The sequence below is a fragment of the Sphingobium sp. CCH11-B1 genome, from assembly GCF_001556865.1.
Lineage (GTDB): Bacteria > Pseudomonadota > Alphaproteobacteria > Sphingomonadales > Sphingomonadaceae > Sphingobium.
Genome location: NZ_LSJY01000210.1, coordinates 26,252 through 52,166 on the forward strand (window position 1 = coordinate 26,252; position 25,915 = coordinate 52,166).

The 25,915-nt window shown below is 66.9% G+C and carries 30 protein-coding genes, 1 tRNA gene and 1 pseudogene; 18 read left to right on the forward strand and 14 right to left on the reverse strand.

Annotated features, from left to right (window positions below):
• Positions 1-78: 78 nt before the first annotated feature.
• A complete protein-coding gene (gene mutM / locus AX724_RS21420; RefSeq protein WP_066771114.1) occupies positions 79-891 on the reverse strand; it encodes a bifunctional DNA-formamidopyrimidine glycosylase/DNA-(apurinic or apyrimidinic site) lyase in 813 nt (270 codons plus the stop codon).
• Positions 892-973: 82 nt separating this feature from the next.
• On the opposite strand from mutM, the gene AX724_RS21425 reads away from it, so the two are divergent.
• Genes AX724_RS21425 through AX724_RS21465 form a run of 9 tightly spaced genes read left to right on the forward strand, consistent with a single transcriptional unit; the run spans position 974 to position 7,100 of the window.
• Positions 974-1,705, forward strand: coding sequence for a class I SAM-dependent methyltransferase (locus AX724_RS21425; protein WP_066771021.1), 732 nt, complete (start codon positions 974-976; stop codon positions 1,703-1,705).
• A gap of 7 nt (positions 1,706-1,712) precedes the next feature.
• A complete protein-coding gene (gene ubiB / locus AX724_RS21430) occupies positions 1,713-3,251 on the forward strand; it encodes a 2-polyprenylphenol 6-hydroxylase (RefSeq protein WP_066771024.1) in 1,539 nt (512 codons plus the stop codon).
• A 5-nt stretch (positions 3,252-3,256) separates the two neighbouring features.
• Positions 3,257-3,553: a nucleotidyltransferase family protein gene (locus AX724_RS21435; protein WP_066771027.1), complete on the forward strand. Its 297-nt coding sequence runs from the start codon at positions 3,257-3,259 to the stop codon at positions 3,551-3,553.
• 38 nt (positions 3,554-3,591) lie between these two features.
• Positions 3,592-3,903, forward strand: coding sequence for a HepT-like ribonuclease domain-containing protein (locus AX724_RS21440; protein WP_231736790.1), 312 nt, complete (start codon positions 3,592-3,594; stop codon positions 3,901-3,903).
• Positions 3,900-5,144, forward strand: coding sequence for a bifunctional phosphopantothenoylcysteine decarboxylase/phosphopantothenate--cysteine ligase CoaBC (gene coaBC / locus AX724_RS21445; RefSeq protein WP_066771033.1), 1,245 nt, complete (start codon positions 3,900-3,902; stop codon positions 5,142-5,144). The genes AX724_RS21440 and coaBC overlap by 4 nt, the downstream gene beginning before the upstream one ends.
• Positions 5,119-5,574 carry a dUTP diphosphatase gene (gene dut, locus AX724_RS21450; RefSeq protein ID WP_066771038.1) on the forward strand — a complete coding sequence of 152 codons (456 nt, stop codon included), beginning with the start codon at positions 5,119-5,121 and terminating at the stop codon, positions 5,572-5,574. Before coaBC ends, dut begins: the two co-directional genes overlap by 26 nt.
• 4 nt (positions 5,575-5,578) lie before the next feature.
• Positions 5,579-5,983 (forward strand): hypothetical protein, encoded by a 405-nt coding sequence (locus AX724_RS21455; RefSeq protein WP_066771041.1) that lies wholly within the window; start codon positions 5,579-5,581, stop codon positions 5,981-5,983.
• Positions 5,980-6,747: a HesA/MoeB/ThiF family protein gene (locus AX724_RS21460; RefSeq protein WP_066771044.1), complete on the forward strand. Its 768-nt coding sequence runs from the start codon at positions 5,980-5,982 to the stop codon at positions 6,745-6,747. The genes AX724_RS21455 and AX724_RS21460 overlap by 4 nt, the downstream gene beginning before the upstream one ends.
• Entirely contained in the window at positions 6,735-7,100 is a 366-nt protein-coding gene (locus AX724_RS21465) for a DsrE family protein (RefSeq protein WP_066771050.1), read from the forward strand. The genes AX724_RS21460 and AX724_RS21465 overlap by 13 nt, the downstream gene beginning before the upstream one ends.
• Positions 7,101-7,117: 17 nt before the next feature.
• On the opposite strand, the gene AX724_RS21470 is transcribed toward AX724_RS21465, so the two are convergent.
• Positions 7,118-7,297: a hypothetical protein gene (locus tag AX724_RS21470; RefSeq protein WP_066771052.1), complete on the reverse strand. Its 180-nt coding sequence runs from the start codon at positions 7,295-7,297 to the stop codon at positions 7,118-7,120.
• A 255-nt stretch (positions 7,298-7,552) separates the two neighbouring features.
• Between AX724_RS21470 and thrS the strand changes: the two genes are divergently transcribed.
• Positions 7,553-9,535 (forward strand): threonine--tRNA ligase, encoded by a 1,983-nt coding sequence (thrS, locus tag AX724_RS21475; RefSeq protein WP_066771054.1) that lies wholly within the window; start codon positions 7,553-7,555, stop codon positions 9,533-9,535.
• 131 nt (positions 9,536-9,666) lie between these two features.
• Positions 9,667-10,200, forward strand: coding sequence for a translation initiation factor IF-3 (infC, locus tag AX724_RS21480; protein ID WP_066771056.1), 534 nt, complete (start codon positions 9,667-9,669; stop codon positions 10,198-10,200).
• 67 nt (positions 10,201-10,267) lie between these two features.
• Here the strand turns inward: infC and AX724_RS21485 are convergent, their stop codons facing one another.
• The 6 genes from AX724_RS21485 to pabB all read right to left on the reverse strand — a co-directional run bounded on the left by AX724_RS21485 (position 10,268) and on the right by pabB (position 15,480).
• A complete protein-coding gene (locus tag AX724_RS21485) occupies positions 10,268-11,047 on the reverse strand; it encodes an SDR family oxidoreductase (protein ID WP_066771058.1) in 780 nt (259 codons plus the stop codon).
• 167 nt (positions 11,048-11,214) lie between these two features.
• A complete protein-coding gene (msrA, locus tag AX724_RS21490; protein WP_066771060.1) occupies positions 11,215-11,889 on the reverse strand; it encodes a peptide-methionine (S)-S-oxide reductase MsrA in 675 nt (224 codons plus the stop codon).
• Positions 11,873-12,025: a hypothetical protein gene (locus AX724_RS24275; RefSeq protein WP_197421667.1), complete on the reverse strand. Its 153-nt coding sequence runs from the start codon at positions 12,023-12,025 to the stop codon at positions 11,873-11,875. The genes msrA and AX724_RS24275 overlap by 17 nt, the downstream gene beginning before the upstream one ends.
• A 301-nt stretch (positions 12,026-12,326) precedes the next feature.
• Positions 12,327-13,529, reverse strand: coding sequence for a pyridoxal phosphate-dependent aminotransferase (locus AX724_RS21495; protein ID WP_066771062.1), 1,203 nt, complete (start codon positions 13,527-13,529; stop codon positions 12,327-12,329).
• A 126-nt stretch (positions 13,530-13,655) separates the two neighbouring features.
• On the reverse strand, positions 13,656-14,279 hold the full coding sequence (locus tag AX724_RS21500; protein ID WP_066771063.1) for an aminotransferase class IV: 624 nt from the start codon (positions 14,277-14,279) through the stop codon (positions 13,656-13,658).
• A 31-nt stretch (positions 14,280-14,310) separates the two neighbouring features.
• Positions 14,311-15,480 carry an aminodeoxychorismate synthase component I gene (pabB, locus tag AX724_RS21505; RefSeq protein WP_066771066.1) on the reverse strand — a complete coding sequence of 390 codons (1,170 nt, stop codon included), beginning with the start codon at positions 15,478-15,480 and terminating at the stop codon, positions 14,311-14,313.
• Positions 15,481-15,574: 94 nt separating this feature from the next.
• Here pabB and AX724_RS21510 point away from each other — a divergent pair, with 94 nt between their 5' ends.
• Positions 15,575-15,952 carry a DUF983 domain-containing protein gene (locus tag AX724_RS21510; protein ID WP_066771069.1) on the forward strand — a complete coding sequence of 126 codons (378 nt, stop codon included), beginning with the start codon at positions 15,575-15,577 and terminating at the stop codon, positions 15,950-15,952.
• Positions 15,953-15,954: 2 nt separating this feature from the next.
• Here the strand turns inward: AX724_RS21510 and AX724_RS21515 are convergent, their stop codons facing one another.
• Positions 15,955-16,392, reverse strand: a complete 438-nt coding sequence (locus AX724_RS21515; RefSeq protein ID WP_066771071.1) for an acyl-CoA thioesterase — start codon at positions 16,390-16,392, stop codon at positions 15,955-15,957.
• 201 nt (positions 16,393-16,593) lie between these two features.
• Between AX724_RS21515 and AX724_RS21520 the strand changes: the two genes are divergently transcribed.
• The 3 genes from AX724_RS21520 (at position 16,594) to AX724_RS21530 (ending at position 19,758) form a co-directional block, all read left to right on the forward strand.
• The gene (locus AX724_RS21520) at positions 16,594-17,838 is read left to right on the forward strand and encodes a YceI family protein (RefSeq protein WP_066771073.1); all 1,245 of its coding nucleotides are present in this window, start codon (positions 16,594-16,596) and stop codon (positions 17,836-17,838) included.
• Positions 17,839-17,906: 68 nt separating this feature from the next.
• On the forward strand, positions 17,907-18,260 hold the full coding sequence (locus tag AX724_RS21525; protein WP_066771082.1) for a Rap1a/Tai family immunity protein: 354 nt from the start codon (positions 17,907-17,909) through the stop codon (positions 18,258-18,260).
• A 127-nt stretch (positions 18,261-18,387) separates the two neighbouring features.
• A complete protein-coding gene (locus AX724_RS21530) occupies positions 18,388-19,758 on the forward strand; it encodes a class II 3-deoxy-7-phosphoheptulonate synthase (protein ID WP_066771087.1) in 1,371 nt (456 codons plus the stop codon).
• Positions 19,759-19,769: 11 nt separating this feature from the next.
• Here the strand turns inward: AX724_RS21530 and AX724_RS21535 are convergent, their stop codons facing one another.
• The 4 genes from AX724_RS21535 to AX724_RS21550 form a co-directional block, all read right to left on the reverse strand.
• Positions 19,770-21,149: an ATP-binding protein gene (locus tag AX724_RS21535; RefSeq protein ID WP_066771089.1), complete on the reverse strand. Its 1,380-nt coding sequence runs from the start codon at positions 21,147-21,149 to the stop codon at positions 19,770-19,772.
• Between the two features lie 10 nt (positions 21,150-21,159).
• Positions 21,160-21,879 (reverse strand): response regulator, encoded by a 720-nt coding sequence (locus AX724_RS21540; protein ID WP_066771091.1) that lies wholly within the window; start codon positions 21,877-21,879, stop codon positions 21,160-21,162.
• A gap of 145 nt (positions 21,880-22,024) precedes the next feature.
• The gene (locus AX724_RS21545) at positions 22,025-22,636 is read right to left on the reverse strand and encodes an EF-hand domain-containing protein (protein WP_066771095.1); all 612 of its coding nucleotides are present in this window, start codon (positions 22,634-22,636) and stop codon (positions 22,025-22,027) included.
• Between the two features lie 207 nt (positions 22,637-22,843).
• A tRNA-Gly gene (locus tag AX724_RS21550) sits at positions 22,844-22,917 on the reverse strand.
• A gap of 110 nt (positions 22,918-23,027) precedes the next feature.
• On the opposite strand from AX724_RS21550, the gene AX724_RS21555 reads away from it, so the two are divergent.
• Positions 23,028-23,954 (forward strand): LysR family transcriptional regulator, encoded by a 927-nt coding sequence (locus AX724_RS21555; protein ID WP_066771117.1) that lies wholly within the window; start codon positions 23,028-23,030, stop codon positions 23,952-23,954.
• Positions 23,955-23,965: 11 nt separating this feature from the next.
• Here AX724_RS21555 and AX724_RS21560 read toward each other — a convergent pair whose 3' ends face one another.
• Positions 23,966-24,958 (reverse strand): LacI family DNA-binding transcriptional regulator, encoded by a 993-nt coding sequence (locus AX724_RS21560; protein WP_066771098.1) that lies wholly within the window; start codon positions 24,956-24,958, stop codon positions 23,966-23,968.
• 36 nt (positions 24,959-24,994) lie between these two features.
• On the opposite strand from AX724_RS21560, the gene AX724_RS21565 reads away from it, so the two are divergent.
• A complete protein-coding gene (locus tag AX724_RS21565) occupies positions 24,995-25,261 on the forward strand; it encodes a DUF4169 family protein (RefSeq protein ID WP_331711468.1) in 267 nt (88 codons plus the stop codon).
• A gap of 157 nt (positions 25,262-25,418) precedes the next feature.
• A pseudogene (locus AX724_RS21570) lies at positions 25,419-25,915 on the forward strand (hypothetical protein); the annotation flags it as partial.

The following is a 25,915-nucleotide window of genomic DNA, read 5'->3' on the forward strand; positions in this document are numbered from 1 at the left end:
ATCAGATTCGCCGACCAGCCTCGTGAAGGTGCGCCCCTTACAGGGGAATGGGACACCCGTCAACGGGGCGAAGCCGCGCTATTTCTGGCATTTCGGGCAGTAGAAGGTGGATCGCCCGCTCATCGTGCGCCGCAACACCACGCCGCCGCAGCCGCACGCTTCCCCTTCCCGGCCATAGACGCGCCACTGTCTGGAAAAATAGCCCAGCTCCCCATCGGGCCGCGCATAGTCGCGCAGCGTCGACCCGCCGGCCGTGATCGCGGCGGCGAGCACCGTGCGAATCGCTTCCACCAGCATGGCAAGGCGCTTGCCGCTGATCTTCCCCGCCGCCCGCGTGGGCGCGATGCCCGCCATGTTGAGCGCCTCGCAGACATAGATGTTGCCAAGGCCCGCGACGATCCGCTGGTCGAGCAGCGCCGCCTTGATCGGGGTCGCCTTGCCGCCGAGCGCGGCGGCCAGCCGGTCCGCGTCGAAGTCCGGGCCGAGCGGTTCAGGCCCCATGCGGGTGAAGGGGCTGTATCCGGTCCAGGCGTCGGCGCGCACCAGATCGACCGATCCGAATCGCCGCGGGTCGTTGAGCGTCAGGAGCCGGCCTTCATCGGTTTCGATCAGCAGATGGTCATGCGCGCCGATTTCCACCGGGTCGATGCGCCAGCGCCCTGACATGCCGAGGTGGAAGACCATCATGTCGCCCCGATCGGTTTCGATGAGGCCATATTTGGCGCGGCGGGACAGGCCGGTCACGCGCGCGCCGGTCAGCCGCTGGCGCAGGTCCACGGGGATGGGAAAGCGCAGGTCCGCGCGGCGCGGTTCCACCCGCACGAGCGCGCGCCCCTCCAGCACGGATCGAAGGCCGGCAACCGTCGTTTCGACTTCGGGAAGTTCGGGCATGATCCGCATCTAGGCACGGGGCGGGGGAATAACCAGCTTCTTGGCTGGAACGGCGATCAATCTCTGTCTAGAGGGCTTCATCATGAGCGAAACAGCATCCTTCGGCTATCGCGACGTCGATGCCGCCGAAAAGGCGGGCATGGTCCGCGCGGTCTTTTCCAACGTCGCGGGCAAGTACGACCTGATGAACGACGCCATGTCGGGCGGCGCGCATCGGTTGTGGAAGGACCAGTTCGTGCGCCGGGTGAAGCCCAGGCCAGGCGAACAGATCCTCGATATGGCGGGCGGCACGGGCGACATCGCCTTTCGCATGCACCGGCATGGCGCGCAGGTGACGGTGTCGGACATCAACCCCGAAATGCTGGCCGTGGGCGTCGAGCGTGCGCAGAAGAAGGGCTATGAGGGCCTTATCTGGTCCGAGCAGAATGCCGAAGAGCTGACCTTTGGCGACCGGGAATTCGACGCCTACACCATCGCCTTCGGCATCCGCAACGTGACCCATATCGACAAGGCGCTGAAGGAAGCGCACCGGGTGCTGAAGTTTGGCGGGCGTTTCTTCTGCCTGGAATTTTCGACGACGACATGGCCGGGTTTTTCGGACGTCTATGACGCCTATTCGCACAGGCTGGTGCCGCAGCTTGGCAAGCTGTTCGCCAATGACGCCGACAGCTATCGCTACCTGATCGAATCGATCCGCCGCTTTCCGCCGATGCCGAAATTCGAGGGGCTGATCCGCGACGCGGGCTTCACGGCGACGAAGGTGGAACCGATCCTGGGCGGGCTGGTGGCGATCCACAGCGGCTGGAAGATCTGACGCGGGAATGACCAGCCACGTCACCCATATCTGGCGGCTCCTGAAATGGGGGCGGACGCTGGCGCGGCATGGCGCGCTGCGCGGCATAGAGCGCGATCCGCTGACGCCCGCGCCGGTGCGGCGGCTGGTGCGGCTCGCCCGTTTCGGCGCGAGGGTGCCGGCGCAGCCGCGCTATGCCGACGCCTTCCAGGCGATCGGCCCGGCCGCGATCAAGCTGGGCCAGACGCTGGCGACCCGTCCCGACCTCGTTGGAGAGGAAGCGGCGGCGGACCTGCTGCGCTTGCAGGATGCGCTGCCGCCCGTGCCGTTCGAGACGATCAGGGCGCAGATCGAGCAGAGCTTCGGCCGGCCGCTGGAGGCGCTCTACAGCCGGTTCGACGAAGCGCCGGTCGGCGCCGCTTCCATCGCGCAGGTGCATCGCGCGCTCACCACCGACGGGCGCGACGTCGCGGTCAAGGTGATCCGCCCCGGCGTGATCGACCAGTTCAACCGCGACATCCAGACCTATGAATGGGCGGCCGCCCATGTCGAGCAGGTCGGCGGCGAGGTCGCCCGCCTGCGCCCCCGCCTCGTCATCGCCAACATGAAGCGCTGGACCGCGCGGGAGCTGGACCTGCGCCGCGAAGCCGCCTCCGCATCCGAACTGGCCGAGGCGATGGAGGCCATGCCGGGATATCGCGTGCCCGCCATCGACTGGGACCGCACGACCGGCAAGGTCATGACGATGGAATGGATCGACGGCATCAAGATCGCCGATCGCGCCGCGCTGATCGCCGCCGGGCATGATGTGAAGGATCTTGCCGCCCGCCTCGTCAACGCGTTCCTGCGGCAGGCGATCGCGGAGGGATTCTTCCACGCCGACATGCATCAGGGCAATTTGTTCGTGACCGCGAGCGGCGACATCGTCGCCATCGATTTCGGCATCATGGGGCGGATCGACCGGCGCGCGCGCATGTGGCTGGCCGAAATCCTCTACGGCCTCATCACCGGCAATTATCGCCGCGTGGCGGAAATCCATTTCGAGGCGCAATATGTGCCCGCCCATCACAATGTCGCCGAGTTCGCGACCGCGCTGCGCGCCGTGGGCGAGCCGATGCGCGGCAAGCCGGTGCGCGAACTGTCGGTCGGCGGGATGCTGGACGGCCTGTTCGCCATCACCCGCGACTTCGACATGCAGACCCAGCCGCACCTGCTGTTGCTGCAAAAGACCATGGTCATGGTGGAGGGCGTGGCGACCGCGCTCGACCCCGATATCAACCTGTGGGAAACGAGCGGCCCCTATGTGAAGGGCTGGCTGCGCGACGAGCTGGGGCCGGAGGCCAAGGCGGCCGACACGCTGATCGAGAATTGGCGCACGCTGCAACGGCTCCCCGCCCTTGTCCGCCGGATCGAGGATGCCTTCCCCGAGAAGGGCGGCGCGCCCCCGCCCCCGCCGCTCGGCGAAGTCAGGCTGATCCGGGTGGGCGGCGGATGGCGCTATGCGGCGGTCGCCGCGCTCGCGGCGGCGGCCGGGGCTGGCGCTGTGTGGCTGCTTGGCTTATCTTGAGGGGCATGACCCGCGAGGAAGCCATTGCCCGTTTGAAGCCGCATGAGGCTGAACTGCGCGCGGCGGGGCTGTCGGCGCTTTACTTGTTTGGGTCCACCCCGCGCAATGATGCGGGACAGGATTCCGATGTTGACCTGATGTGCGAAATCGGCCGGAGCAGCCGCATGGACCTGATCGCCTTTGCGGGACTCAAGCGCAGGATCGAGACCTATGTTGCGAGCCGCACGGATCTGGTCGAACGAGGGTCGATGCGGCCGCGCGTCCGCGCGCGGGCCGAGGCAGACATGGTTCGAATCTTCTAATGCCATCAGATTATCGGGATCAGGATCTGCTGGAATTGATGGTCGAACGGATCGAGCATATCCAACGCCGTCCGAGGAAGCTGGACGAATCGGCTTTTCTGGCTGATCAGGACGAAATCGACCTGACCTGTTTTCGCCTGCTGCACATGGGCGAAGCAGCCAACAAACTGTCCAGTGCCATCAAACTTCGTCACACTGACATTCCCTGGATCCACATTTACGGTATGCGCAACATCGTCAGTCACGATTATTTCGGCGTGAACCCCGCGATCGTCCGGATGACGGCCACAACGAGGCTGGACCAGCTTCGCGCCCGGTGCCGCAGCGAGCTGGACAATCCACCCTCATGACCCAGCGCGTCCTCCTCATCGTGTCCGGCGGCATCGCGGCGTACAAGGCGCTGGAGCTGGTCCGGTTGCTGCGCAAGCGCGGCATCGCGGTGCGGGCGGTGCTGACCGAGAGCGCCAAGCAGTTCGTGACGCCGCTCAGCCTTGGCGTGCTGACTGAGGATCAGGTGTTCGACGACCTGTTCGACCTGAAGGCCGAGCGCGAAATCGGGCATATCCAGCTGTCCCGGCAGGCGGACCTGCTGGTGGTCGCGCCGGCCACCGCCAACATCCTCGCCAAGATGGCGAACGGGATCGCGGACGATCTGGCGACGACATTGCTGCTCGCCACCGACAAGCCGGTGCTGGCGGTGCCGGCGATGAATGTGCGGATGTGGCACCACAAGGCGACGCAGCGCAATCTGGAGCGGCTCCACGCCGATGGCATCCACATCATGACCCCCGACGATGGCGCGATGGCGTGCGGCGAATATGGCAAGGGCCGGCTGCCCGAGCCGGAGGCGATAGCGGCAGAGATCGAACGGCTGCTCAGCCTCCCGCAGCCCACCGATCCTCTGGCGGACCAGCCGGATTTCGCGCGCGACGCCCGGCCGCTGGCGGGCAGGCATATCCTGGTCACCGCAGGGCCGACGCACGAGCCCATCGACCCGGTGCGCTACATCGCCAACCGATCGTCCGGCAAGCAGGGTTTCGCCATCGCAGCCGCCGCCGCGCGGGCCGGCGCGCATGTCACGCTGGTCGCGGGACCGGTCCATCTGCCCACGCCCGCAGGCGTCGACCGGGTGGATGTGGAGACCGCGCGCGAAATGCTCGCCGCCGTCGAGGCCGCGCTGCCGGCGGACGGGGCGATCATGGTCGCCGCCGTCGCCGACTGGCGCGCCGCCGACCCTGCCGACCAGAAACTCAAGAAGGACGGGTCCGGCCAGCCCGCCCCGCTCGCGCTGGTGGAGAACCCGGATATTCTGGCGACGCTGGGCCGCCATGCCCAGCGCCCGTCCCTGCTCATCGGCTTTGCCGCCGAAACGCAGATGATCGCCGACCATGCGCGGGCGAAGCTGGCCAAGAAGGGGGCGGACTGGATCGTCGCCAACGACGTGTCGGGTGACGTAATGGGCGGCGAGAGCAATACCGTCCAGATCGTGACCGCCGCCGGCATCGAAAGCTGGCCCGTCCTGCCCAAGGGCGACGTTGCCGCCCGCCTCATCGAAAAGGTTGCCGATGCCCTCTCCGCTCGCCCCGATTGACATCCAGATCAAGCGCCTGCCCCATGGCGAGGGGCTTCCCCTGCCCGCCTATGCCACCGCGCATGCGGCGGGCATGGACGTGGTGTCGGCCGAGGAACTGGTGCTGGAACCGGGCGCGCGTCATGCCGTGGCGACCGGTTTCGCGCTGGCGATTCCCGAGGGCTATGAAGTGCAGGTGCGCCCCCGGTCGGGCCTGGCGCTCAAACATGGCATCAGCCTGCCGAACACGCCCGGCACCATCGACGCCGATTATCGCGGCGAATTGAAGATCATCCTCATCAACCTGGGCGACCGGCCCTTCCCGATCGCTCGGGGCGACCGCGTCGCGCAACTGGTGGTCGCCCCGGTGCAGCTTGCCAGCTTCACGGAAGTCGATAGTCTGGACGAAACCGTGCGCGGATCGGGCGGTTTCGGATCGACAGGAGTGTGATGCGATGACGATGCTGCTTTCGCTGATGCTGGCTGCCGCCGCCCCGACGGGCGCAGCGCCGCCCATGCCCGAGGATCTGAGCAGCGTTCCCGTGATCGAGGGGTGGCAGGGGCGCCGCATATCGCCGCGATGGTCGGAAGATGTGGCGCGCTTCTACCGCAAGGGCAAATGCGCCGGCGCCACGCCCTATGAGGGCTCGTGGTTGCTGGAAATCGACATGCTTTTCCTTCTGTCGCCGGACGGCAAGCCGCTGAAAATTGCGCCAGTCAACGCGCACTGCGAGCCGGTCGAATCCTTCGTCAGCGGCCGGATTCTCGGGACGTTGCGCAACAGCTTCCCCAAGAGCGACACAACAGAACCTCGCTGGATGCGCTCGCAGGTACGGTTCCTCTGGTCGGACGCGCCGTGACGCTGACCGACGAGCAGCTGGAGCGGTATGCGCGCCACATCGTGCTGAAGGAGATTGGCGGCGCGGGGCAGGCGCGGCTGTCTTCGGCCGATGTCGCGGTGATCGGCGCGGGCGGGATCGGCAGTCCGGCTATCCTCTATCTCGCAGCGGCCGGCGTCGGCACGATCCGGGTGATCGACGACGACAGGGTGGCGCTGTCCAACCTGCAGCGGCAAGTGCTGTTCGGGACCGGCGACGTGGGCGCGCCCAAGGCGGAAGCGGCGATGGCTGCGGTGGCGCGGCTGAACCCGGACGTGAAGCTGGTGCCCATCAACGCGCGGATCGACGCCGGCAATGCAGCGCTGATCCTGCGCGACGCGGACGTGATCCTGGACGGGTGCGACAATTTCGCGACGCGGCTGGCGGTGGCGGACGCGGCGCAGGCGCTGCGCATCCCGCTGGTGTCGGCGGCGGTGGGGCCGTTCGAGGGTCAGATGTCCACCTATCGCGGATGGGAAGCGGACAAGCCCTGCTACCGCTGCCTGGTCGGCGCGCCGGATGACGCGCCGGAACGCAACTGCGCGGAGACGGGCGTGATCGGGGCGCTGACCGGCGCGATCGGCAGCCTCGCCGCGCTGGAGGTCATCCGGGCGCTGGTGCCGTTCGGCAGGGACATGGCGGGACGGCTGCTGATCGCCGATCTCCTGTCCATGCGGTTCCGCACCATCGACGTCGCCAAGGACCCGGCCTGCCCCGCCTGCGCGGTGGAACTGTGCGCCCCCTGATCCTGATCGTCGGCACCGCCGATGGCGAAAGGCTGCGCGCCGCATTGACCCTGGCGGCGGCGCAGGCGGCGCTGGGCGGAGCGGTGACGCTGTTCCTGCAACTGGACGCGGTTTCGCTGTTGCGCCCGCCCATCGGCGCGCCGGAAGACGCGCGCCACCGCGCCGCGGGCCTGCCCGATCTGGCGGCGCTGCTTGGCGAAGCGCAGGCGCTGGGCGTCCGGCCGGTCGCCTGTCAGAGCGGGCTGGCGCTGTGCGGCATGGCCGCGGCCGACCTGCCCCCCGGCATTGCGGTGGGAGGGCCGCTCTCGGTTCTTCAGGCGGCCGGCGACGACGCCCGGCTGCTGCTGGCCTGAAGCCGGGCGGTCATCGATCAGCGGATGATGGGCAGGTATCGGCGGAGCGCGCGAAAACGGTCCCCCTTCTGCTCCGCCGTGAGAGCAACGGGGCCAAGCGCGGGGGAATGCAGGCCAGGCAGCATGCCGACATGCGCCGCGCCCCAGAGTGCGGCATAGAAGACCAGCGCCAACAGCGCATAGCGCATCGCTTTCATGTCAGCCCCTCTCCCCGCGTGGACCTGTTTTATCCTTTGAGGACCGGGGCTTCAATCCTCCGCGACGGAAAACACATGGCGCAAACGAGTCATGTCCGCCTGCCCATGACATGACAGTGCATCACCGATCTCTCGCGCGTCGCCGGGAAGCGGGCTTCTATTGACAGGGCGGACCGCCCATCTAAGGGGAAGGCGCGGTCCCGTGCGGCCGCGCTTTCCGCATTTCCAACAAGAAAGACCCTTCCCGTGTCCGCCATGCTCAAGATCACCCTGCCCGACGGTTCCGTGCGCGAAGTCGCGCCCGGCACTACCCCGGCGGACATCGCGGCGGCGATCGGACCGGGCCTGGCCAAGGCCGCAATTGCCGCGCGGGTCGATGGCGAACTGCGCGACATCGGCCGGCCGCTGGAGGCGGACGCGCAACTGGCGCTGGTGACGGCGCGCGACGAGGCCGACGCGCTGGAACTGGCGCGGCATGATTTCGCGCATATCCTGGCCGAAGCGGTGCAGGCGCTGTTCCCCGGCACGCAGATCACCTTCGGTCCCGCGACCGACGATGGTTTCTATTATGATTTCGCGCCCAAGGATCGCCCCTTCACCGAGGAGGATTTGCCCGCGATCGAGGCGAAAATGCGCGAGATCATCGCCGCCGACAAGCCGCTCCGCCGCGAAGTCATCGACCGCGACACGCTGATCGCGCAATGGCACGCGGCGGGTGAGACGTTCAAGGCCGAATGGGCCGCCGAACTTCCGCAAGGCGAGGAACTCACCGTCTATCATAGCGGCGATGGCTGGTACGACATGTGCCGGGGGCCGCACCTTGCGTCGACCGGCAAGCTCGATCCGCAGGCGTTCAAGCTGACCCGCGTGTCGGGCGCCTATTGGCGCGGCGACCAGAAGAATGCGATGCTTTCCCGCATCTACGGCACCGGCTGGCTCAACAAAAAGCAGCTCGACGTGCACCTCATGCGCCTCGAGGAAGCGGCGAAGCGCGACCATCGCAAGCTGGGCGCGGAGATGGACCTGTTCCACCTGCAGCAGGAAGCACATGGCAGCGTCTTCTGGCACCCCAAGGGCTATATCATCTGGCGCGCGCTGGAAGCCTATATGCGCCGCGCCATCGACGAGGCCGGCTATCGCGAGGTCAAGACGCCGCAGGTGATGGACGCGCGCCAATGGGAGCAGTCCGGCCACTGGGGCAAATATCGCGAAAATATGTTCGTCATCCCTGACGAAGTGCCGAACGTGGAGGATGAAGGGCCGCTGGTGTCGGACGATGCTGAGTGGATGGCGCTCAAGCCCATGAACTGCCCGGCGCATGTCCTGATCTTCCGCCAGGGGATCAAGAGCTATCGCGACCTCCCTTTACGCTTCTACGAAAATGGCTGCTGCCACCGCAACGAGCCGCACGGCGCGCTCCACGGCCTGATGCGCGTGCGCCAGTTCACCCAGGACGATGCGCACATCTTCTGCCGCGAGGACCAGATCGTCGAGGAAGTCCGCGCCTTCTGCGCGCTGGCGGATCGCATCTACAAGGATTTCGGCTTCACTTACTCGATCAAGCTGGCGTTGCGCCCCGAAAAGCGCTTCGGCACGGAGGACGTGTGGGACAAGGCGGAGGAGGAACTGCGCAACGCGGTCGCCGCCGCCGGCCTCAACACGCCCGACTATGGCTGGGAAGAGCTGCCGGGCGAAGGCGCTTTCTACGCGCCCAAGCTGGAATGGCATCTGACCGACGCGATCGGGCGGACATGGCAGGTCGGCACGATCCAGTCCGACCGCGTGCTGCCCGAACGGCTCGACGCCAGCTATATTGGCGAGGATGGCGAGCGGCATCGCCCGGTGATGCTCCACCGCGCGATCTTCGGCAGCTATGAACGCTTCATCGGCATATTGATCGAACATTTTGCCGGCCGCTTCCCGCTCTGGCTCGCGCCGGTGCAGGCGGTGGTCGCGACCATCGTGTCGGATGCCGACGATTATGCCCGCGACGTGGTGGAAAAACTGCGCGCCGCCGGCATCCGCGCAGAAACCGACACGCGCAACGAAAAGATCAACTACAAGGTGCGCGACCACAGCCTGGCCAAGGTGCCCAACCTGCTGGTCGTCGGCCGGCGCGAAGCGGACGAGGGAACAGTGGCGTTGCGCGAACTGGGCAAGGAGGGGCAAAGCGTCCTTTCTGTTGATGACGTCATCGACCGGCTTGCAAAAGAGGCGCGGGCACCCGATATGCGGTGAGGCAGAAATGCCGCAAGGGCGCGTGATTCCGCTGAGGCGGGACCACGCGCCCCTTTCGGCTTTTCCCAAAAGCCGCTAAGAGCCGTCCGTTTTCCGAAACGACCATAGGAGATAGAGCTATACGTCCCCCGATGATGCGCCGCCCGCTGGCGCCGCCGCCGAAGTCCGGCCCCCGCTATAACGAGTTCATCACCGTGCCCAAGGTGCGTGTGATCGATGACGAAGGCGAAAATCTGGGTGTGATGTTTACGCAGGAGGCGATCGAGCAGGCCTATGAGGTTGGACTCGATCTGGTCGAAGTGTCGCCCAACGCCGATCCGCCGGTCTGCAAGTTCCTGGACATCGGCAAATATAAGTACGAGGCCCAGAAGAAGGCGAACATCGCCCGCAAGACCCAGAGGACGCAGGAGATCAAGGAGATCAAGATGCGTCCGAACATCGACGATCATGACTATGATACGAAGATGAAGAAGGTCCACGACTTCATCGGTGAGGGCGACAAGGTGAAGATCACCCTGCGCTTCCGCGGCCGCGAACTCAGCCACCAGCAGCTTGGCATGAACCTGCTCCAGCGCGTGGCCGAAAACGTCGCCGAAATCGCGAAGGTAGAGGCCTATCCCCGCATGGAAGGCCGGCAGATGCTGATGGTGCTGGCGCCGAAATAAGGGCAGCCATCATGGCGCGAAAAGGGGCGGCTTCCCATTGTGGAGGCCGCCCCTTTTGCGTTCGCCCTCAGCCCGGGCTTGCTGCAGATCCGGCCAGAAGCCCGCCGTCGATACTGAATTCGGCCCCGGTAACATAGGCCGACTCGTCCGCCGCCAGCATCGCCGCTATCGCCGCGACCTCCTCGACCGTCCCGAAGCGACGCAACGGCGTGTCAGCCACCAACGCCGCCATCCGCGCCTCCCGTTCCGGCCCTTCCCCAAGCATCGGCTCCCACATGGGGGTCAGGATCGCGGCGGGATGAATGCTGTTGCACCGGATACGCCACCCCTGCTGCGCGCAATAAAGCGCAACGCTTTTGCTGTGGTTGCGCACCGCTGCCTTGGACGAGGCATAGGCGGCGGCGAGCGGGATACCCACCAGCCCCGACCGGGACGAAATATTGATGATGGAACCGCTTCCCCGTTCGTTCATCGCGTTGATCGCATAGCGACATCCCAGGAACGTCCCGTCGAGATTGACCGCATGCACCGCGCGCCAGTCGTCCAGTGTCGCATGTTGCGGATCATGCGCGACCGGCCCATCCTCGAACCCGGTGATTCCGGCATTGTTCACCAGCACATCGATCGCAGGCGCGATCTTCGCCAGATGGTCCCATCCTCCTTCGTCTCGTACATCCAGCCGAACGAAGAGCATATTCATCTCCCGCGCTGCCTGTGCGCCCGCCGCTTCATCCTTGTCGGTCAAGATGACCTGCGCACCTTCCTTCGCGAAGCGCGCCACGATGGCGTGCCCTATTCCCCGCGCCGCGCCAGTCACGACGCAGAGCTTGCCTTCCAGTCTTTGCATAAAATCCTCGAACCATGATCCGGCAATGGCGACAAATAGCCGCCGTGGGAGCCTTTCCGCACTCAGCGGTTGCGCTGGATCATTTCGACGGGCTCCTTTTGAAGAGCGGTAATTGTCCCGAAGTGACAGTAGCCGTCAATAGCATGGGTTCAGATTTGCCGTGCGTGTCAGGCTGACGGCTTGTCCCGATATAATGACGGGTACATCGCCTTGAACGCGGCCAGCTTGGGCGCATCCCAGCGCAGGATATAGGGATGGCGGGGATTTTTGCGCATGAAGTCCTGATGATCCTGCGCGGCGCTCTGGAAACCGGTGAAGGGTTCGACGCGGGTGACGACCGGGTCGCGCCACAGGCCGCTCTTGTCGAGCTGGACGAGATAGGCGCGGGCCGCCTTGTCCTGCTGCGCGTTCAGGGGGAAGAGCGCGCTGCGATATTGCGTGCCGTGGTCCGGCCCCTGATAGTTGAGCGTGGTCGGATCGGCGATGACGGAGAAGAAGACGCGCAGCAAGGTGCCGTAGCTGACCTGCGCCGGGTCATAGGTGACGCGCACCGATTCAGCAAAGCCGGTGTCGCCGCCACTGACCGTTTCATAGTCCACCCGCTTGCCCCTGGGACCGCCGGAAAAGCCGGAGACGACCAGATGGACGCCCTTCACATGCGAAAAGACGCCCTCCACCCCCCAATAGCAGCCGCCCGCGAAAACAGCGGTTTCCAGCTTTTGGGCAGGCGTGGCGTCGATGGCGGGGACAGGCGCCTGGACAGCGCGTTCGGCGCAGGCCGGGGTCGCGGCGACAAGGGCCGCGACCAGCAATGTCAGGCGGAGACTAGAGCGCCTTGCCATGAGTCGATGTCGCCGCCACGGCGGTGCTGCCGAACATCGGCGGATCGCTCGGCGCCAGCGCGAACATCGCCACGGCGCCAATCGCGAACCCGCCCAGGAAGCGCAGGAACAGATCGGACTTCAGAAACGCCTTCATGGCCAATGCCTTTCATTCCTTCTGCCGGTCGTGCCGGCCCCGGCTACGCCCGCGCGCCTTGCCCCTGTCTGAACGGCCGGCGCTGCGGCAGCAGCTTTCGACCAAAGTCCTCATCAGGGCGACGAACGCAGCGGAACCGCTTAATCAGTTTCTCTTCGCAACCGGCATATAGAGCCTGTCGCATCGATCGCAAGACGTCGCGGTGCGAAAAACACCGTTTCCCTTTTTGCGTCGAAGGGCGTTTTTCCAGGGAAAAGAGCGGTGTACGTCCGCGAAGACGCCGCACCGCTTCCCCTGCGCCCTATTTCAGGGCGGCGCAGGCTTCCTGGATGCGCGTGCAGGCTTTTTTCAGCACTTCGTCCGAGGTCGCGTAGCTGATGCGGAAGGCCGGCGACAGGCCGAAAGCCGCGCCATGCACCGCCGCCACCTTGGCTTCATCCAGGAAATAGGCGATCAGCGCCTCGTCACTGTCGATCAGCGCGCCCTTGGGCGTCGTCTTGCCGATGACGCCGCTGGCGTCGGGATAGACGTAGAAGGCGCCTTCGGGCGTCGGGCAGTCAAGCCCCGGCGCGTCGTTGAGCATCGCGACCACCATGTCTCGGCGCTTCTTGAAGGTGGCGTTGCGCTCTTCCAGGAAATCCTGCGGCCCGGTGAGCGCCGCGACGGCGGCCGCTTGGCTGATCGAGCAGGGGTTGCTGGTCGATTGCGACTGCAGCTTGCCCATCGCCTTGATGATCCATTCGGGACCGCCGGCAAAGCCGATGCGCCAGCCGGTCATGGAGAAGGCCTTGGAGCAACCGTTGACCGTCAGCGTCCGGTCGTAAAGCTCCGGGCACACCTGCGCGATGGTGGCGAAGGGCGTGGGCGCGTACCAGACATGTTCGTACATGTCGTCGGTCATGACGAGCACATGCGGATGGCGCAGCAGCACGTCGGCCAGCGCTTTCAGTTCATCAGCGGAATAGGCCGCGCCCGAAGGGTTGGACGGCGAGTTCAGCATCAGCCACTTGGTACGCGGCGTGATCGCGGCGTCGAGCTGGGCGGGCGTGATCTTGTATCCCTGGCTCGCCGGCCCTTCGATGAAGACGGGCGTGCCGCCCGCGAAATTCACGATGTCGGGATAGCTGACCCAGTAGGGCGCAGGGATGATGACCTCGTCACCTGCATCGACCGTCGCCACCAGCGCGTTGAACAGGGTGTGCTTGCCGCCGGAATTCACGCTGATCTGGCTGCGCTTATAGACCAGGCCGTTGTCGCGCTTGAACTTGAAGGCGACGGCTTCCTTGACGTCGGTGGTGCCGTCGACATCGGTATAGCGGGTGAGATTGTTGCGGATGGCGGCGATGCCGGCTTCCTTGACGAAATCGGGCGTGTCGAAATCGGGTTCGCCCGCCGACAGGCCAATCACGTCCACGCCTTGCGCTTTGAGCGCGTTCACGCGGGCGCTCATGGCGAGCGTGGCGGACGGCTGGATACGACCCAGGGCGGCGGAAGTCTGGCTCATGGCAAATTTCTTTCTTAACAATCCCCGATTCCGCAACATAAGCGGACGCGGAGCGCCTTAGTGCGCAACGGCGGGAGGGGCAACCGTCCGCTTGCGGCTTATTGGCTTTACCCCGAAATAGCGGCGCTATCGCGCGAGCGTCGCCGCGACCATGCCGCGCGCGGCGTTGCCGATGAAAAATCCGGACTCAAGATCGGACAGGCGCAGGTCGCCCTCCACCGCCTCCCCCATGTCGATCAGGCTCTGGCGCAATATGCCCGGCAGCGCGCCGCGCGACAAAGGGGGCGTCACCAGCTTGTCGCCGCGCTCCACGAACAGGGTGGAGAAACAGCCCTCGGTCAGAAAGCCGTCCTCATCCTTCAGCAGCACTTCATAAGTGCCGCCCCGGCTCAGTGCGTCGCGATAGACGCTGCGGTCGGTGGTCTTGTGGCACAGGCGCGGATCGTCGGCGGGGGCATTCCGCCGCACCACCGCGACCGGCACGATCGCCTGAGGCCAGGTGCGGTGTTCGCGCACCTCGATCGCCACCGCGCCCGATCGCGACGCGAGCAGGCGCACACGGCTGCGGTCACGCAGGCGGAATGTGGCCGCCTGAAGCTCGTTGCGCACGCCGTGCCGGTCGAAACGGAAGCCCAGCGCCTCCGCGCTTCGGCCCAGGCGCGCCAGATGCAGTTCCAGCAGCCTGATCCCGTCCAGCGGATCGAAGGCCATGGTTTCCAGCAGATCGAACCGTCCGTCAGCCAGTGCCATCAAACCTCTTCGCGCCCCCGCGCACCCCATGTCAATCCAGCGACAGGAAGCGGGCCTTGGCCAGGCATTCCGCCCATTCCGCGTCCCCATCCGAGTCCGCCACGATGCCCGAGCCGAGACCCAGGCGCCCTGTCCGTGCCCCTTCTTCGACGCAAATGGTGCGAATGGCAACATTGAAGGCGGCGTCGCCTTCGGGATCGATCCATCCCATCGTCCCGGTATAGGGGCCGCGCGGATGGGGTTCGACCGCGTCGATGATCTCCATCGCCCTGACCTTGGGCGCGCCGGTGATGGAACCGCAGGGAAAGAGAACGCGCAGCACATCGACCGGCGACAGACCCGGCAGGATGCGGGCGCGCACGGTCGACACCAGTTGATGAACGGTGGGATAGGTTTCGACCTTGAACAGGTCGGGCACGGTGACGCTGCCGGCGCGGGACACGCGCGACAGGTCGTTGCGCAGCAAGTCGACGATCATCAGGTTTTCCGCGCGCTGCTTGGCATCGCTTTGCAGCGCATCGGCCAGCGCCGCGTCCTGCCCGGCGTCGGCGGCGCGGACCGCCGTCCCCTTCATCGGCCGGGCGGTCAGCTGACCGCGCACCTGCGTGAAGAACAGTTCGGGGGAGAAGGAGAGCAGGCTGTGCCCGCCGGCGCCGATGACCCCGCCATAACCCGCCGCCGCGCGCGGCCGCAGGGCGGCGTAGAGCGCCAGGGGATCGCCCGAAAGCGGCACGTCGCAGGGGAAGGTCAGGTTCACCTGATAGATATCGCCGGCGCGGATATAGTCCTGCACCCGCGCGAACGCGACCCGGTAGGCGGCGGCATCGACCAGCGGCGCGACCGGCCCGACGCGCACGCCCGCCGGATCGGGCAGCATGGCGACAAGAGCATCGGCCGGGATCAGGCGCACCCCTTCGAACAGGCCGAACCACAGGAGCGGCGCCCCGCCGCCCGCCTGCCGCCGCTGCGCGATGGGGGCGAGCCTGTCCTCCAGCGCAAGGCCAGCCTCATAGGAAAGATAGCCCGCCACATGCAGGCCCGCTTCCCGCGCGTCGGCCACCCGGTCGAGCGCGGGCTGGACATCCTCCATCCGGCTCGCGACGATCAGTTCGACCGGGTCGCGATACAGGCGCGCCGGGGCGGCGCGCGCGCGCGCATCGTCGAACAGGCAGAAGATTTCGGCTGGACCCGGCAGGCGCATGGCGCTTCCTTAACAGGCTTTGGGCACTGGAAAAGGGGCGGCAGGGACAATCGGCTGTTGCGCGGCCCCTCCCCGCGGCCTAGCGCGGATCGGGATGACAGAACGTTCCGCCCCACCTGACCGGCCCGTCGCCGCCGCCGTGGCGAGAGGGCTGCGCGGCCGTTGCCCCGCCTGCGGCGAGGGGCGGATGTTCGCGCGCTTCCTGAAGGCCGCGCCCGCCTGCTCCCATTGCGGGCTTCGGCTCGACGTCCATCAGGCGGACGACTTTCCCGCCTACATCGTCATCCTGGCTCTCGGCCACATGCTGGTGCCGCTGATGATCGAGGTGAACGCCGCCTTCGCGATCCCGCTGGGGTGGCAGGCGGCGATCTGGCCCGCGCTGGCGGTGCTGCTGGCCGCGGCGATGATCCAGCCGGTAAAGGGCGGCGTCATCGCCCTGCAGTGGAGCCGGCGGATGGCCGGATTTTCCTGACCCTATTCGGGCTTGCGCAGGAAATTCAGCTCCATCGCCTCGCGCAGCGTGTCGTCGATCAGCCGGCGGCCTTCCGCGCCATGGGTGACGACGGTCGTGTCGGCCGTGGCGACGCAAACGCCCTTCTGAAAGCCGGCCGAACTGATCGTCCAGCTGGTCCGGCCGATATGGCCGATCGCGCAATGCACTTCGAACGGATAGGGGAAATGCGATTCCTCGATGAAGTTGAGGTTCACATTGGCCACCAGCCAGCGGACGCCCTGTTCCTGCGGATGCCGGCCCAGATGATGGTGGAAACGAATGCGCGCGGTTTCGAAGATGCCGGAAATCGCGACATTGTTGATATGGCCCATCGTGTCCAGATCCTGGAACCGGGTATCGATGCTGGTGACGAAGCGATAGGCTTCGGGTTGCAGCCGCCAGGATTCGGGTCTGGCCATGTCCTGTCTCCTGTAAAATAGTGCTCCGCTCTTACGCTGCCCGCGCGGCGATGCAATCGTGCCGCAAAAAATCGCGAAAGTGCGGCCATTTGGACACAGACGGCCGCCCGCCGCAACATTGCGTTTCACGCGGCGCAACTGGACTTGCCCAATCTCCGCGCATAGTTTCGCCCACGCCACGATCCCGGGGAACAACCGCCCATGCACCGTTACAGCCGCACTGCCATTGCCCTGCACTGGACCATTGCCGCCCTGCTCGCTTTCCAGCTGGCGGTCGGGTGGGGATTGGAGGGTCTGGGGGCGCGCGGTTTCCATCTCTATCAGTGGCACAAGTCGGTCGGCATCACGATCCTGGTGCTGACTCTCGTCCGCATCGCGGTACGCATGACGAAGCCGCGCCCGCCCAAGAGCGAGGGCGGCTGGCAGGGCATGCTGGCGAGCGCGGTGCATGTCGGCCTCTACGCCTTCATGCTGGGCGCGCCGCTGACCGGATGGGCGCTGGTGTCGACCGCCAGGGTGAAGGTGCCGACCTTGCTGTTCGGCGTGGCGCCCCTGCCCCACCTGCCGCTTCCCGCGAGCGTCCACGAGTTGGCGGAAAACAGCCATGGCCTGATCGCCTGGATCGGCGTCGCGCTGTTCCTGCTGCACGTCGCAGGCGCGCTGCGCCATCATGTGCTGATGCGCGATGGCCTCATCTGGCGGATGATCCCGGCCCGGTCTTCGGCGCTCCTCCTGCTGCTCCCGGCGCTGATGCTGATCGGTTTCGGGGTGGGGCGGGCGATCCTGCCGTCCGGCAAGGGCGCGCCCGCTGCTGCTGCCGCTGCGCCGGCCACGGCGGATAATGGCGCGGAAGCGGAGCCCCTGTCCAACATGACGAATATGGCCGCCGTCGAACCGGCCGACAATGCCGCCGCCAACGCAAGCGAGGCGGCGGCGCAGGAACCTGCCGGTCCGCCGCCGGCATGGACAGTGCAACCGGGCGGGCGCATCGGCTTTTCCGTCGGCAATGACGGCGAGACGATCAGCGGCAGCTTCGCGAAATGGACGGCGAAAATCGTCATGGACCCGGAGCATCCCGAAAGCGCGGACATGGCGGTGACGATCGACATGGCGTCGGCCAGCGTCGGCGATTCCTACAAGGACGGCATGTTGCCCGGCGACGAATTTTTCGGCACGGCCGCGCATCCCACCGCGACCTTCATTGCCAAGGGCGCGGAGGCGACCGGCCCTGGCCGCTATTGCGCGAACGGGACACTGACGCTGAAGGGCGTGTCGAAGCCGCAGACGATCCGCTTCACGCTGTCGGGCAAGGACGCGACCCGCAAGGTGTCGGGCAGCGCAACGATCGCGCGCGCCGCCTTCGGCGTCGGCAATGGCGACAGCAGCGCCGGGCTGGCCCCCCAGGTCGCGGTGACATTCTCCTTCACGGCCAAGCGCCAGCCCTGACTGGACAGACGGGGTTCATCCGGCGCAATCTATGCCGCAGCTTTTCAAGCTGAAAGAGGATCACCGACATGCGGCTTCCCGTCATGGCCGTGGCGGCATTCGCGATGACGCTCATGCCCGGTCCGGCATCGGCCCAGTCCTTCATGTTCGAAACCGGGACCACGCTGCTGGCCAAATGCCGCAACAAGGCGGCCGGTTATGACCTTGCCTGCACCGCCTATATCGTCGGCGTGGTGGACGGCATCCGCAAGGACATGTTCATCGGCCGCGCCCGCCCCGTGTGCTGGCCCGATCGCATGACCGCGGACGAGGCGCGCCACACCGCCGTCGCCTATCTGGAACGCTGGCCCGACCAGCGGTCCGGCCCGGCATCGGTGCTGGTCAGCGTGGCGCTCAACGAGCGATGGCCCTGCCAGAAATAGAGCCGCTCGATCAGGCTGATCGGGACAAATCATTGCGCGAAGCACGGGCAGGACCGCTACAAACTTGCCTTGCGACCCTCAAGAGCGTAGGTGCGCCCCCTATTTTCTGTTGTGAAGGAGACTCGACGTGGCGGCGAAGTGGACGCCGGAAAGCTGGCGGAGCCAAAAGGGCATCCAGATGCCCTTTTACAAGGACGCGGGGGCGCTTGCCTCGGTGGAAGCCCAGCTTGGCCAGTTTCCGCCGCTCGTCTTTGCAGGCGAGGCGCGCAACCTGAAGGCGGACCTGGCCAAGGTCGCGGCCGGCGAAGCCTTCCTGCTGCAGGGCGGCGATTGCGCCGAGAGCTTCGCCGAGTTCCACCCGAACAACATCCGCGACACGTTCCGCGTGCTGCTGCAGATGGCCGTAGTGCTGACCTTCGCGTCGAAGCTGCCGGTGGTGAAGGTCGGCCGCATGGCAGGCCAGTTCGCCAAGCCGCGATCGGCCGATACCGAGACGATCGGCGGCGTCGAACTGCCGAGCTATCGCGGCGACAATGTGAACGACATCGCCTTCACGGCGGAAGCGCGCGAGCCGGACCCGGAGCGGATGATCCGCGCCTACAACCAGTCGGCGGCGACGCTCAACCTGCTGCGCGCCTTTTCGACCGGCGGCTATGCCAGCCTCGACCGGGTGCATGGCTGGATGCTCGATTTCATGGGCCGCTCGCCCTGGGCCGCGAAGTTCGAGGCGATGGCCGACCAGATCGGCCAGGCGCTCGATTTCATGCGCGCCTGCGGCCTCGACGCCGACAGCGTGCCGCAACTGGGCGGAACGAGCTTCTACACCAGCCATGAAGCGCTGCTGCTGCCGTTCGAGCAGGCGCTGACCCGGCAGGACAGCCTGACCGGCGACTGGTACGACACGTCCGCGCACATGCTGTGGATCGGCGATCGCACGCGCTTTGAAGGCAGCGCCCATGTCGAATATCTGCGCGGCATCGGCAATCCGATCGGCATGAAGTGCGGCCCTTCGCTGGAGCCGGACGCGCTCATCCGCCTGCTCGACATACTCAACCCGTCGAGGGAAGCGGGGCGCATCACGCTCATCACCCGCTACGGCCATGACAAGATCGAGGCCGGCCTGCCAAAGCTCGTGCGCGCGGTGCTGCGCGAAGGGCATCCGGTGGTGTGGTCCTGCGACCCGATGCACGGCAACGTCATCAAGGCGGCGAACGGTTACAAGACCCGGCCGTTCGATCGCATCCTGGCCGAAGTGCGCGGCTTCTTCGCCGTCCACCGCGCCGAGGGCAGCTTCGGCGGCGGCATCCATGCGGAAATGACGGGGCAGAACGTCACCGAATGCACCGGCGGCGCCATCGCCATCACCGACGAAGGGCTGGCGGATCGGTACCACACCCATTGCGACCCGCGCCTCAACGCGGCGCAAAGCCTTGAACTGGCCTTCCTGCTCGCGGAGATGCTGAACGAGGAACTGAAGGAGCGCCGGGCCGCGGCCTGACGCTCTTTCCGTCAGGCCGGGAGGATCAGGCTCGCCTCCAGCCCGCCTTCGGGGCGGTTGGCGAGCCGAAGCTCGCCCTGATGTTCCGCCATGATCGCGCGGACGAGGGCAAGGCCCAGCCCAGCCCCGCCCGTCTCCCGATTGCGCGATCCTTCGAGGCGAGTGAAGGGCTCCAGCATTTCGGCCATCCGATCCTCCGCGATGCCGGGACCGTCATCGGCGACGGCGATGCGGATCGCGCTGCCTTCCCGGCTGACCGAGACATGCGCGCGCGCGCCATAGACGATGGCGTTTTCGATGAGGTTGCGCAGCGCGCGACGGATCTGCTGCGGCCGCACGAAGGCGACGGCGCGGTCGCTTTCGGCCAGGTCGACCGGCGATCCGAGTTCGATGAAATCCTCCACCACCGCGTCCGCCAGCGAGGAAAGATCGACCTTCTGCGCGCTTTCCGTGCTGCGCCCGGCCCGGGCGAGCGAGAGGATATCCTCCAGCATCCGGTTCATTTCCTCGATGGTCTGCGACATGCGGGCACGCTCGCCATCATCCTCCACCGATTCGGCGCGGACGCGCAGAGAGGCGAGCGGGGTGCGCAGGTCGTGGCCGATGGCGCCGAGCATCCGGTCCTTTTCGTCCAGCATCGCGATGATGCGCGCGCGCATGGCGTTGAACGCCATGGTGAGGTCGCGCACGTCGCCGGGGCCGCGCTCGTCCACCGGGTCGGCCGATCCGGTGCGGGCGAACTGCTGGGCCGAGCCAGTGAGCTGGCGCATCGGCCGGGCCATCCGCCGGCCGATCCAGACAAGCGGCGCGAGCACGATGATATAGAGGATCAGCGTCTGACCGATCAGCCAGGGGAGGAAGCGTGGCTGGCGATCGCCGCCGCGCGCCTGCGCGACGACCCAGCGGCCCGGTTCATATTCGACCGCCAGGGTGAACAGCGTGACCGGGCGATCCGCCGCCTGATCGCCATTGGCGCGCATCCGTATCCGTTCCCAGCGGCGCATCGGCAGGGGCCTGTCATCCTCCGCCGCGACGATGGAGCGAACGGTGAGGCCGATGTCGGAGAACATGTCGGCCGCGCGCCGTTCGATGTCGGGACGCGGCCTGCCGGGCAGCACCGGGCGGGTCCGGGCAAAGCGCACGGCGCGCCACTCGCGGCGCTCCTGCCGTTCTTGCCGGGCATCATCCCGCCCCGGCCGACGGTCGGCGCGGGCGTCGAGCGCATTGATGATGCGGTAAACGGCGGGCGCGGTCTGGCCGGTCAGCGCCACGCGGTTGCGCTCGCGCAGCAGCAGCGTGAAATTGATCGCCTGCGCGACGAACAGGCCGACAGCGACCATGAGGATGATCTGGCCGACCAGGCTTTGCTGCGGGAAACGCGGCGTCTTCATGATGGGCGCTTCACAGCTTGCGCACCTCGGCCGACAGCGTGTAGCCGCCGCCCCAGACGGTCTTGATGAGGGTCGGGCTCTTGGGATCCGGTTCGATCTTCTTGCGCAGGCGGCTGATCTGGTTGTCGATCGCGCGGTCGAAGGCGTTGGCTTCCCGCCCCTGGGTGATGTCGAGAAGCTGGTCGCGGCTCAACACCTGATTGGGCCGTGTGGCGAAGGCCAGCATCAGATTATATTCAGCGGTGGAAAGCGGCAGCGACACGCCCTCCGCATCCACCAGCATTCGTTCCTGCGTCTTGAGCAGCCAGCCGGCAAAGGCATAGGTCGCGCCGTCGGGCGCAGTGACACGCTGCCCGCCGGTCGCAACGCGGCGGAAGATCACCTTGATGCGGGCGACCAGCTCGCGCGGGGAAAAGGGCTTCAGCACATAATCGTCCGCGCCCATTTCAAGGCCGACGATGCGGTCCGTCTCCTCCGACCGGGCGGTCAGCAGGATGACGGGGATCTCGCTCGTCTCGCGGATGTGGCGGCACAGCGACAGGCCATCCTCACCCGGCATCATGATGTCGAGTATGACCAGATCGATCGCGTTGGCGTTGAGGCGCATGCGCGCCTCCGCCGCGCTTTCGACCGCGGTGACGCGAAAGCCGTTGCGCGACAGATAGTGCGCCAGCGGCTCGCGGATGGAACGCTCGTCATCGACGAGCAGGAGATGGGGTCGGTCGCTCATCACGCCTGTCTGTCATGGCTTGGGGACGGTTGGAAGGGCGAAGCAAGGTGGACGCTTCGCCCTTCCCGTTCGGCGGGCGGCAGGCGGGGCCAGGGGGGGAAGCACAGGGGAAAAGCCCCGCGCCGCCGCCGCGCCGGGACGCGGATCAGCCCTGCGGCGCCTGACGCCCGCGTCCCTGTCCACGCATCGCGCCGCGCGCCGCCTTCATCTCGTCGGCGGTGACGAAGCCGTCCTTGTTCGCGTCGAGCCGGTCGAACCGCTCGGTCGCGGCGGCGAGGAACTGCGCCTTGGTCACGACGCCGTCCTTGCCCGCGCCGGCCATCGGGCCGAAGCCGCCGGGGCCGCGATGGTGCCGGCCGCCGAAGCGCCGCCCGTCGGGCCCGCCCCGCTCGGCGCGCTCGTCGGCCCGCGCCTGATGCGCGGCGGTGAACTCCGCCTTGCTGATCTGGCCGTTATGGTCGGCGTCGAGCGCGGCGAAGCGCGCGTCGAGGCGCTGGGCGCGCTTGAGATCGCGATCCTTGGGCGTGAGCTGCCCGTCCTTGTCGACGTCCATGCGGGCGAAGCGGGCTTCGGCGGCGGCGGTCATTTCCGCCTTGCTGATCTTGCCGTCCTTGTCGGTGTCGACGAGCGCCATGATGCCGCCGCGACCGCGCGGGCCGCCTTCGGGGCCAGGCTGGGCATTAGCGAGGTGGGTCGCCGCAAGGCCGCCGACGAACAGCGATCCGGCCGCGACCGTGAACATGAAGTTGCGAAGCATGTCTGTGTCCTTCGTAATGGGTCATCGCGAACGGCAGTGCGCCGTCCTTGAAACCGCTTATGAAGGGCGAATGTCCCGCAACTTTGTCAGGCCGGACATGGATATGTCGCGAATTGTATCAGGATGGGCGGTCCCGGCAGGCCAGCCGGAGCGGGCGATTGGCCTGACGCAGGCCGTCAGCCACTTGGGTCGGTATCGGGAAAAGGCTGGAGCGGGTAGCGGGGATCGAACCCGCATCACAAGCTTGGAAGGCTAGTGCTCTACCATTGAGCTATACCCGCCCGGCAGCAACGCGCCCTGCCATCAACCAGGGGCGCTCGTCAACCGCCATTGCACGGCCCGCGTGAAGAACGCCCTTACCCCTTTCGCCCAAATCCTCTATCAGTCGCATATGGATAGCCCTTCGCTGCGCCAGCTGGACATTTTCGCGCAGATGGTAGCGGCGGGCGACGCCTCGCGCTGCGCGGCGGATCTGGGCATCGGGGTCGACCAGTTGCTGGCGGACATCGCCGCGCTGGAACTGAGGCTGGGCTATCGCCTGTTCGAGGAGCCGGCGATCGCCGCGCGGCTGACGCCGGCGGGGCGCAAGACGGCGCAGGCAATGCTCCAGATCGCGCAGGATCAGGACGCGGCCGCCGCCGACCCGCCGCCCGAAGCGGCACCGCTGCCGCTGGCGACGCCGTCCCGCTTGCCCGAGCCCGCAGGCCCCACGATCATGCTGGCCGCGCCCGCGCCGGTGTTCGGCCGGCTGCAGGAATCGCTGTCCGCCTTCGAGGCTGCGAACGAGGATGTCGCGATCGCGCTCGACCTTCATGTCCATGACGCGCGGGACGCGGCCGCCACGATCGCTGCCGGGCGCGCCGACATCGCCTATTTCTATGCGCTGGGCGATCCCGACGGGCTTCCGTCGCGCTATGGCTGGTCGGAGCCGCTCAACCTTTATATCGGGGCGTCCCATCCCCTTGCGCGGATGGACAGCGTCAGCCGGGCCGCGATGTCGGTCACGCCGATGATCGCGTTCGAGGAAGGCGGCGGGATGCGGCGGATCATCGACGCGGCGCTGGTACAGGGACGGGCGCAGATGGCCGCGCCCGCGCTGGAGAGCGACAATATGACCGACATACTGGCGGCGCTGCGCGGGGGGGCGGGCTGTTTCGCGGCCTTCGGCCCGCTGGCCCGCGACCTGGGCCGGATGAGCGGCATCCGCCGGCTCGCGCTCGACATGCCGCTGCCCGCGATAGACGTGCGGCAGGCGGTCGGACCGCGCGCGGCCGACAAGCCGGCCGTGGGCGCGCTCGCCGAATTCCTGTTCCTCTGACCTTGCGTCCCTCAGCGCCCCGGTGCAGGGCCGCTGCTGCCGCGCTGGATCAGCGTGAATTGCAGCGGTGGCGTCTGCTGCAGCCCGTCGGCCAGCGCGTCGATGACCGTGCGGCCCATATCCTCCAGCGGCTGGCGCATGGTGGTGAGCGGCGGCCAGGAGGTCAGGCTGGCGGTCGTGTCGTCGAAGCCCGTCACCGACAGCTCCTCCGGCACGCGCATCCCCATGCGATGCGCCAGAGTCAGCACGCCCAGAGCCATTTCGTCATTGGTCGCGAAAATGGCGGTGGGCGGATCGCCGCGGTTGAGCAGCGCCTCCCCGGCCTCCACGCCCGACGCGAAGTCGAACCGCCCTTCCACGAACAGGGCTGCGTCCTCCGGCAGTCCGGCCGCCGTCATCCCCTCGCGAAAACCTTCCACCCGGCGCAGCGCCGCCCGGTGGGTGGGAGGCGGGGTGATGACGCCGATGCGGCGGTGACCCAGCCCGACGAGATGATCGGCCATGGTGCGGCCCGCCGCATGCTCGGGCGTGTGGATGTTGAACCCCGCGCCTTCCTCCGACCCGGCGATCCGTGCGCAGGGCAATCCCATCTCCACCAGCCGTTGCAGCAGCCCCGCATCGTCCGACAGCGGCGGCACCAGCAGCACGCCGTCGGGCCGCAACGCCGCCACCAGCCGTTCGAGCACCTCGAACCGCTCCTCGCCGCCCAGCGAGATCGGCTCCACCACCAGATGATAGCCCAGTTCCCGGCACCGCCACGCCGCGCCGATCTGGATGCGGCTGACATAGCCGGGGGCAGGATTGTTGTAGAGGAATGCGATCATGAAGGACCGCCCGCCAGCCAGCCGCCGCGCCGACTGGTTGGGGCGATAGCCCAGCTGCTCGATCGCGCCCTGCACCCTCTCGCGCAATTCGTCGCTGACATTGGGCGCCTTGTTGACGACGCGGGACACCGTCTTGATCGAAACTTGAGCCAGGGCGGCGACGTCGTGGATGCTGGTCATGAACTTTCGCGCGGGCTGCAGGACGGATAGCGGACAATGGCGGCATGGCGCATGGCTTGGCAAGATGGCTGCGGAAAGTTTATCTGCATGCCCCGGAAGGAAGCGATCATGAATAACGTCGTCAACCTGCGGCAGGCGCGCAAGGCGAAGGCACGCGCCGACAAGGCCAGCCAGGCCCAGGTCAACCGCGCACGCTTCGGCCGGACCAAGGCGCAGCGTCAAATCGATGCCGCCGAAGAGCAGCGGCGCGCCGCCTTGTTGGAAGGCGCGAAGATTACAGGACAAGATGAAGGCGAAGATTAAGCGTTGTTCAGGAATATGACGCCTGTAAATATTTGGTTCATCTTGCAGGATGAACGATTGTTCATCTCAATCAACTGGCCGATAATTTACTGCGCCTCATCGTGATTGGCGGATGGTCATGGCGATAAATCGTCGGGACGATTGTTGTACTTCCGCTATGACTGGAAATATTCGCACCACCCGCCCCGCCAGGGCCGCGATTGCCGCTGTTCTGGCCATCACCGCAACCCCGCTGGTCGCGCAGGAGGCCATGCCGCCATCCGCGCCGGTCCCCGCAGCGCCGATGCCGACGCCGGTCGTCCCGCCGCCGGTGGCGAACGTGCCTGCCGCTGAGCCGGCTGCGACGCCGGCTGCGACCGACGCCGCGCCCACGGTCCAGTTCAAGCCGAGCCAGCCAGTCGTTCAATCGACCCCGCCGGTCGATGAACGCATCGCCGCCGCCCGCGCCGCGTCCGAAGCGGAAGCAACGCCCGCCGTCGCTCCGGTCCGCCGGGCCAATGCTGAGCCCGCCACCGCGCGCCCTGCCGCTGAACCGTCGACCCGGTCCGCTGCTCCCGCGCCGTCGGCTCCGGCAGAACGGCAGGCCACGCCCGTGGACGCAGCGCCGGCCGCCCCGGCGGTTGCCGCGGCCCAGCCAGCGGCGTCCACCCCTGC

Excerpts from the sequence above, each read along its gene's own strand:
- mutM (WP_066771114.1), bottom strand. The coding sequence starts at position 891 with ATGCCCGAACTTCCCGAAGTCGAAACGACGGTTGCCGGCCTTCGATCC.
- AX724_RS21425 (WP_066771021.1), top strand. The coding sequence starts at position 974 with ATGAGCGAAACAGCATCCTTCGGCTATCGCGACGTCGATGCCGCCGAA.
- ubiB (WP_066771024.1), top strand. The coding sequence starts at position 1,713 with ATGACCAGCCACGTCACCCATATCTGGCGGCTCCTGAAATGGGGGCGG.
- AX724_RS21435 (WP_066771027.1), top strand. The coding sequence starts at position 3,257 with ATGACCCGCGAGGAAGCCATTGCCCGTTTGAAGCCGCATGAGGCTGAA.
- AX724_RS21440 (WP_231736790.1), top strand. The coding sequence starts at position 3,592 with ATGGTCGAACGGATCGAGCATATCCAACGCCGTCCGAGGAAGCTGGAC.
- coaBC (WP_066771033.1), top strand. The coding sequence starts at position 3,900 with ATGACCCAGCGCGTCCTCCTCATCGTGTCCGGCGGCATCGCGGCGTAC.
- dut (WP_066771038.1), top strand. The coding sequence starts at position 5,119 with ATGCCCTCTCCGCTCGCCCCGATTGACATCCAGATCAAGCGCCTGCCC.
- AX724_RS21455 (WP_066771041.1), top strand. The coding sequence starts at position 5,579 with ATGACGATGCTGCTTTCGCTGATGCTGGCTGCCGCCGCCCCGACGGGC.
- AX724_RS21470 (WP_066771052.1), bottom strand. The coding sequence starts at position 7,297 with ATGAAAGCGATGCGCTATGCGCTGTTGGCGCTGGTCTTCTATGCCGCA.
- thrS (WP_066771054.1), top strand. The coding sequence starts at position 7,553 with ATGCTCAAGATCACCCTGCCCGACGGTTCCGTGCGCGAAGTCGCGCCC.
- infC (WP_066771056.1), top strand. The coding sequence starts at position 9,667 with ATGATGCGCCGCCCGCTGGCGCCGCCGCCGAAGTCCGGCCCCCGCTAT.
- AX724_RS21485 (WP_066771058.1), bottom strand. The coding sequence starts at position 11,047 with ATGCAAAGACTGGAAGGCAAGCTCTGCGTCGTGACTGGCGCGGCGCGG.
- msrA (WP_066771060.1), bottom strand. The coding sequence starts at position 11,889 with ATGGCAAGGCGCTCTAGTCTCCGCCTGACATTGCTGGTCGCGGCCCTT.
- AX724_RS24275 (WP_197421667.1), bottom strand. The coding sequence starts at position 12,025 with ATGAAGGCGTTTCTGAAGTCCGATCTGTTCCTGCGCTTCCTGGGCGGG.
- AX724_RS21495 (WP_066771062.1), bottom strand. The coding sequence starts at position 13,529 with ATGAGCCAGACTTCCGCCGCCCTGGGTCGTATCCAGCCGTCCGCCACG.
- AX724_RS21500 (WP_066771063.1), bottom strand. The coding sequence starts at position 14,279 with ATGGCACTGGCTGACGGACGGTTCGATCTGCTGGAAACCATGGCCTTC.
- pabB (WP_066771066.1), bottom strand. The coding sequence starts at position 15,480 with ATGCGCCTGCCGGGTCCAGCCGAAATCTTCTGCCTGTTCGACGATGCG.
- AX724_RS21510 (WP_066771069.1), top strand. The coding sequence starts at position 15,575 with ATGACAGAACGTTCCGCCCCACCTGACCGGCCCGTCGCCGCCGCCGTG.
- AX724_RS21515 (WP_066771071.1), bottom strand. The coding sequence starts at position 16,392 with ATGGCCAGACCCGAATCCTGGCGGCTGCAACCCGAAGCCTATCGCTTC.
- AX724_RS21520 (WP_066771073.1), top strand. The coding sequence starts at position 16,594 with ATGCACCGTTACAGCCGCACTGCCATTGCCCTGCACTGGACCATTGCC.
- AX724_RS21525 (WP_066771082.1), top strand. The coding sequence starts at position 17,907 with ATGCGGCTTCCCGTCATGGCCGTGGCGGCATTCGCGATGACGCTCATG.
- AX724_RS21535 (WP_066771089.1), bottom strand. The coding sequence starts at position 21,149 with ATGAAGACGCCGCGTTTCCCGCAGCAAAGCCTGGTCGGCCAGATCATC.
- AX724_RS21540 (WP_066771091.1), bottom strand. The coding sequence starts at position 21,879 with ATGAGCGACCGACCCCATCTCCTGCTCGTCGATGACGAGCGTTCCATC.
- AX724_RS21545 (WP_066771095.1), bottom strand. The coding sequence starts at position 22,636 with ATGCTTCGCAACTTCATGTTCACGGTCGCGGCCGGATCGCTGTTCGTC.
- AX724_RS21555 (WP_066771117.1), top strand. The coding sequence starts at position 23,028 with ATGGATAGCCCTTCGCTGCGCCAGCTGGACATTTTCGCGCAGATGGTA.
- AX724_RS21560 (WP_066771098.1), bottom strand. The coding sequence starts at position 24,958 with ATGACCAGCATCCACGACGTCGCCGCCCTGGCTCAAGTTTCGATCAAG.
- AX724_RS21565 (WP_331711468.1), top strand. The coding sequence starts at position 24,995 with ATGGCGGCATGGCGCATGGCTTGGCAAGATGGCTGCGGAAAGTTTATC.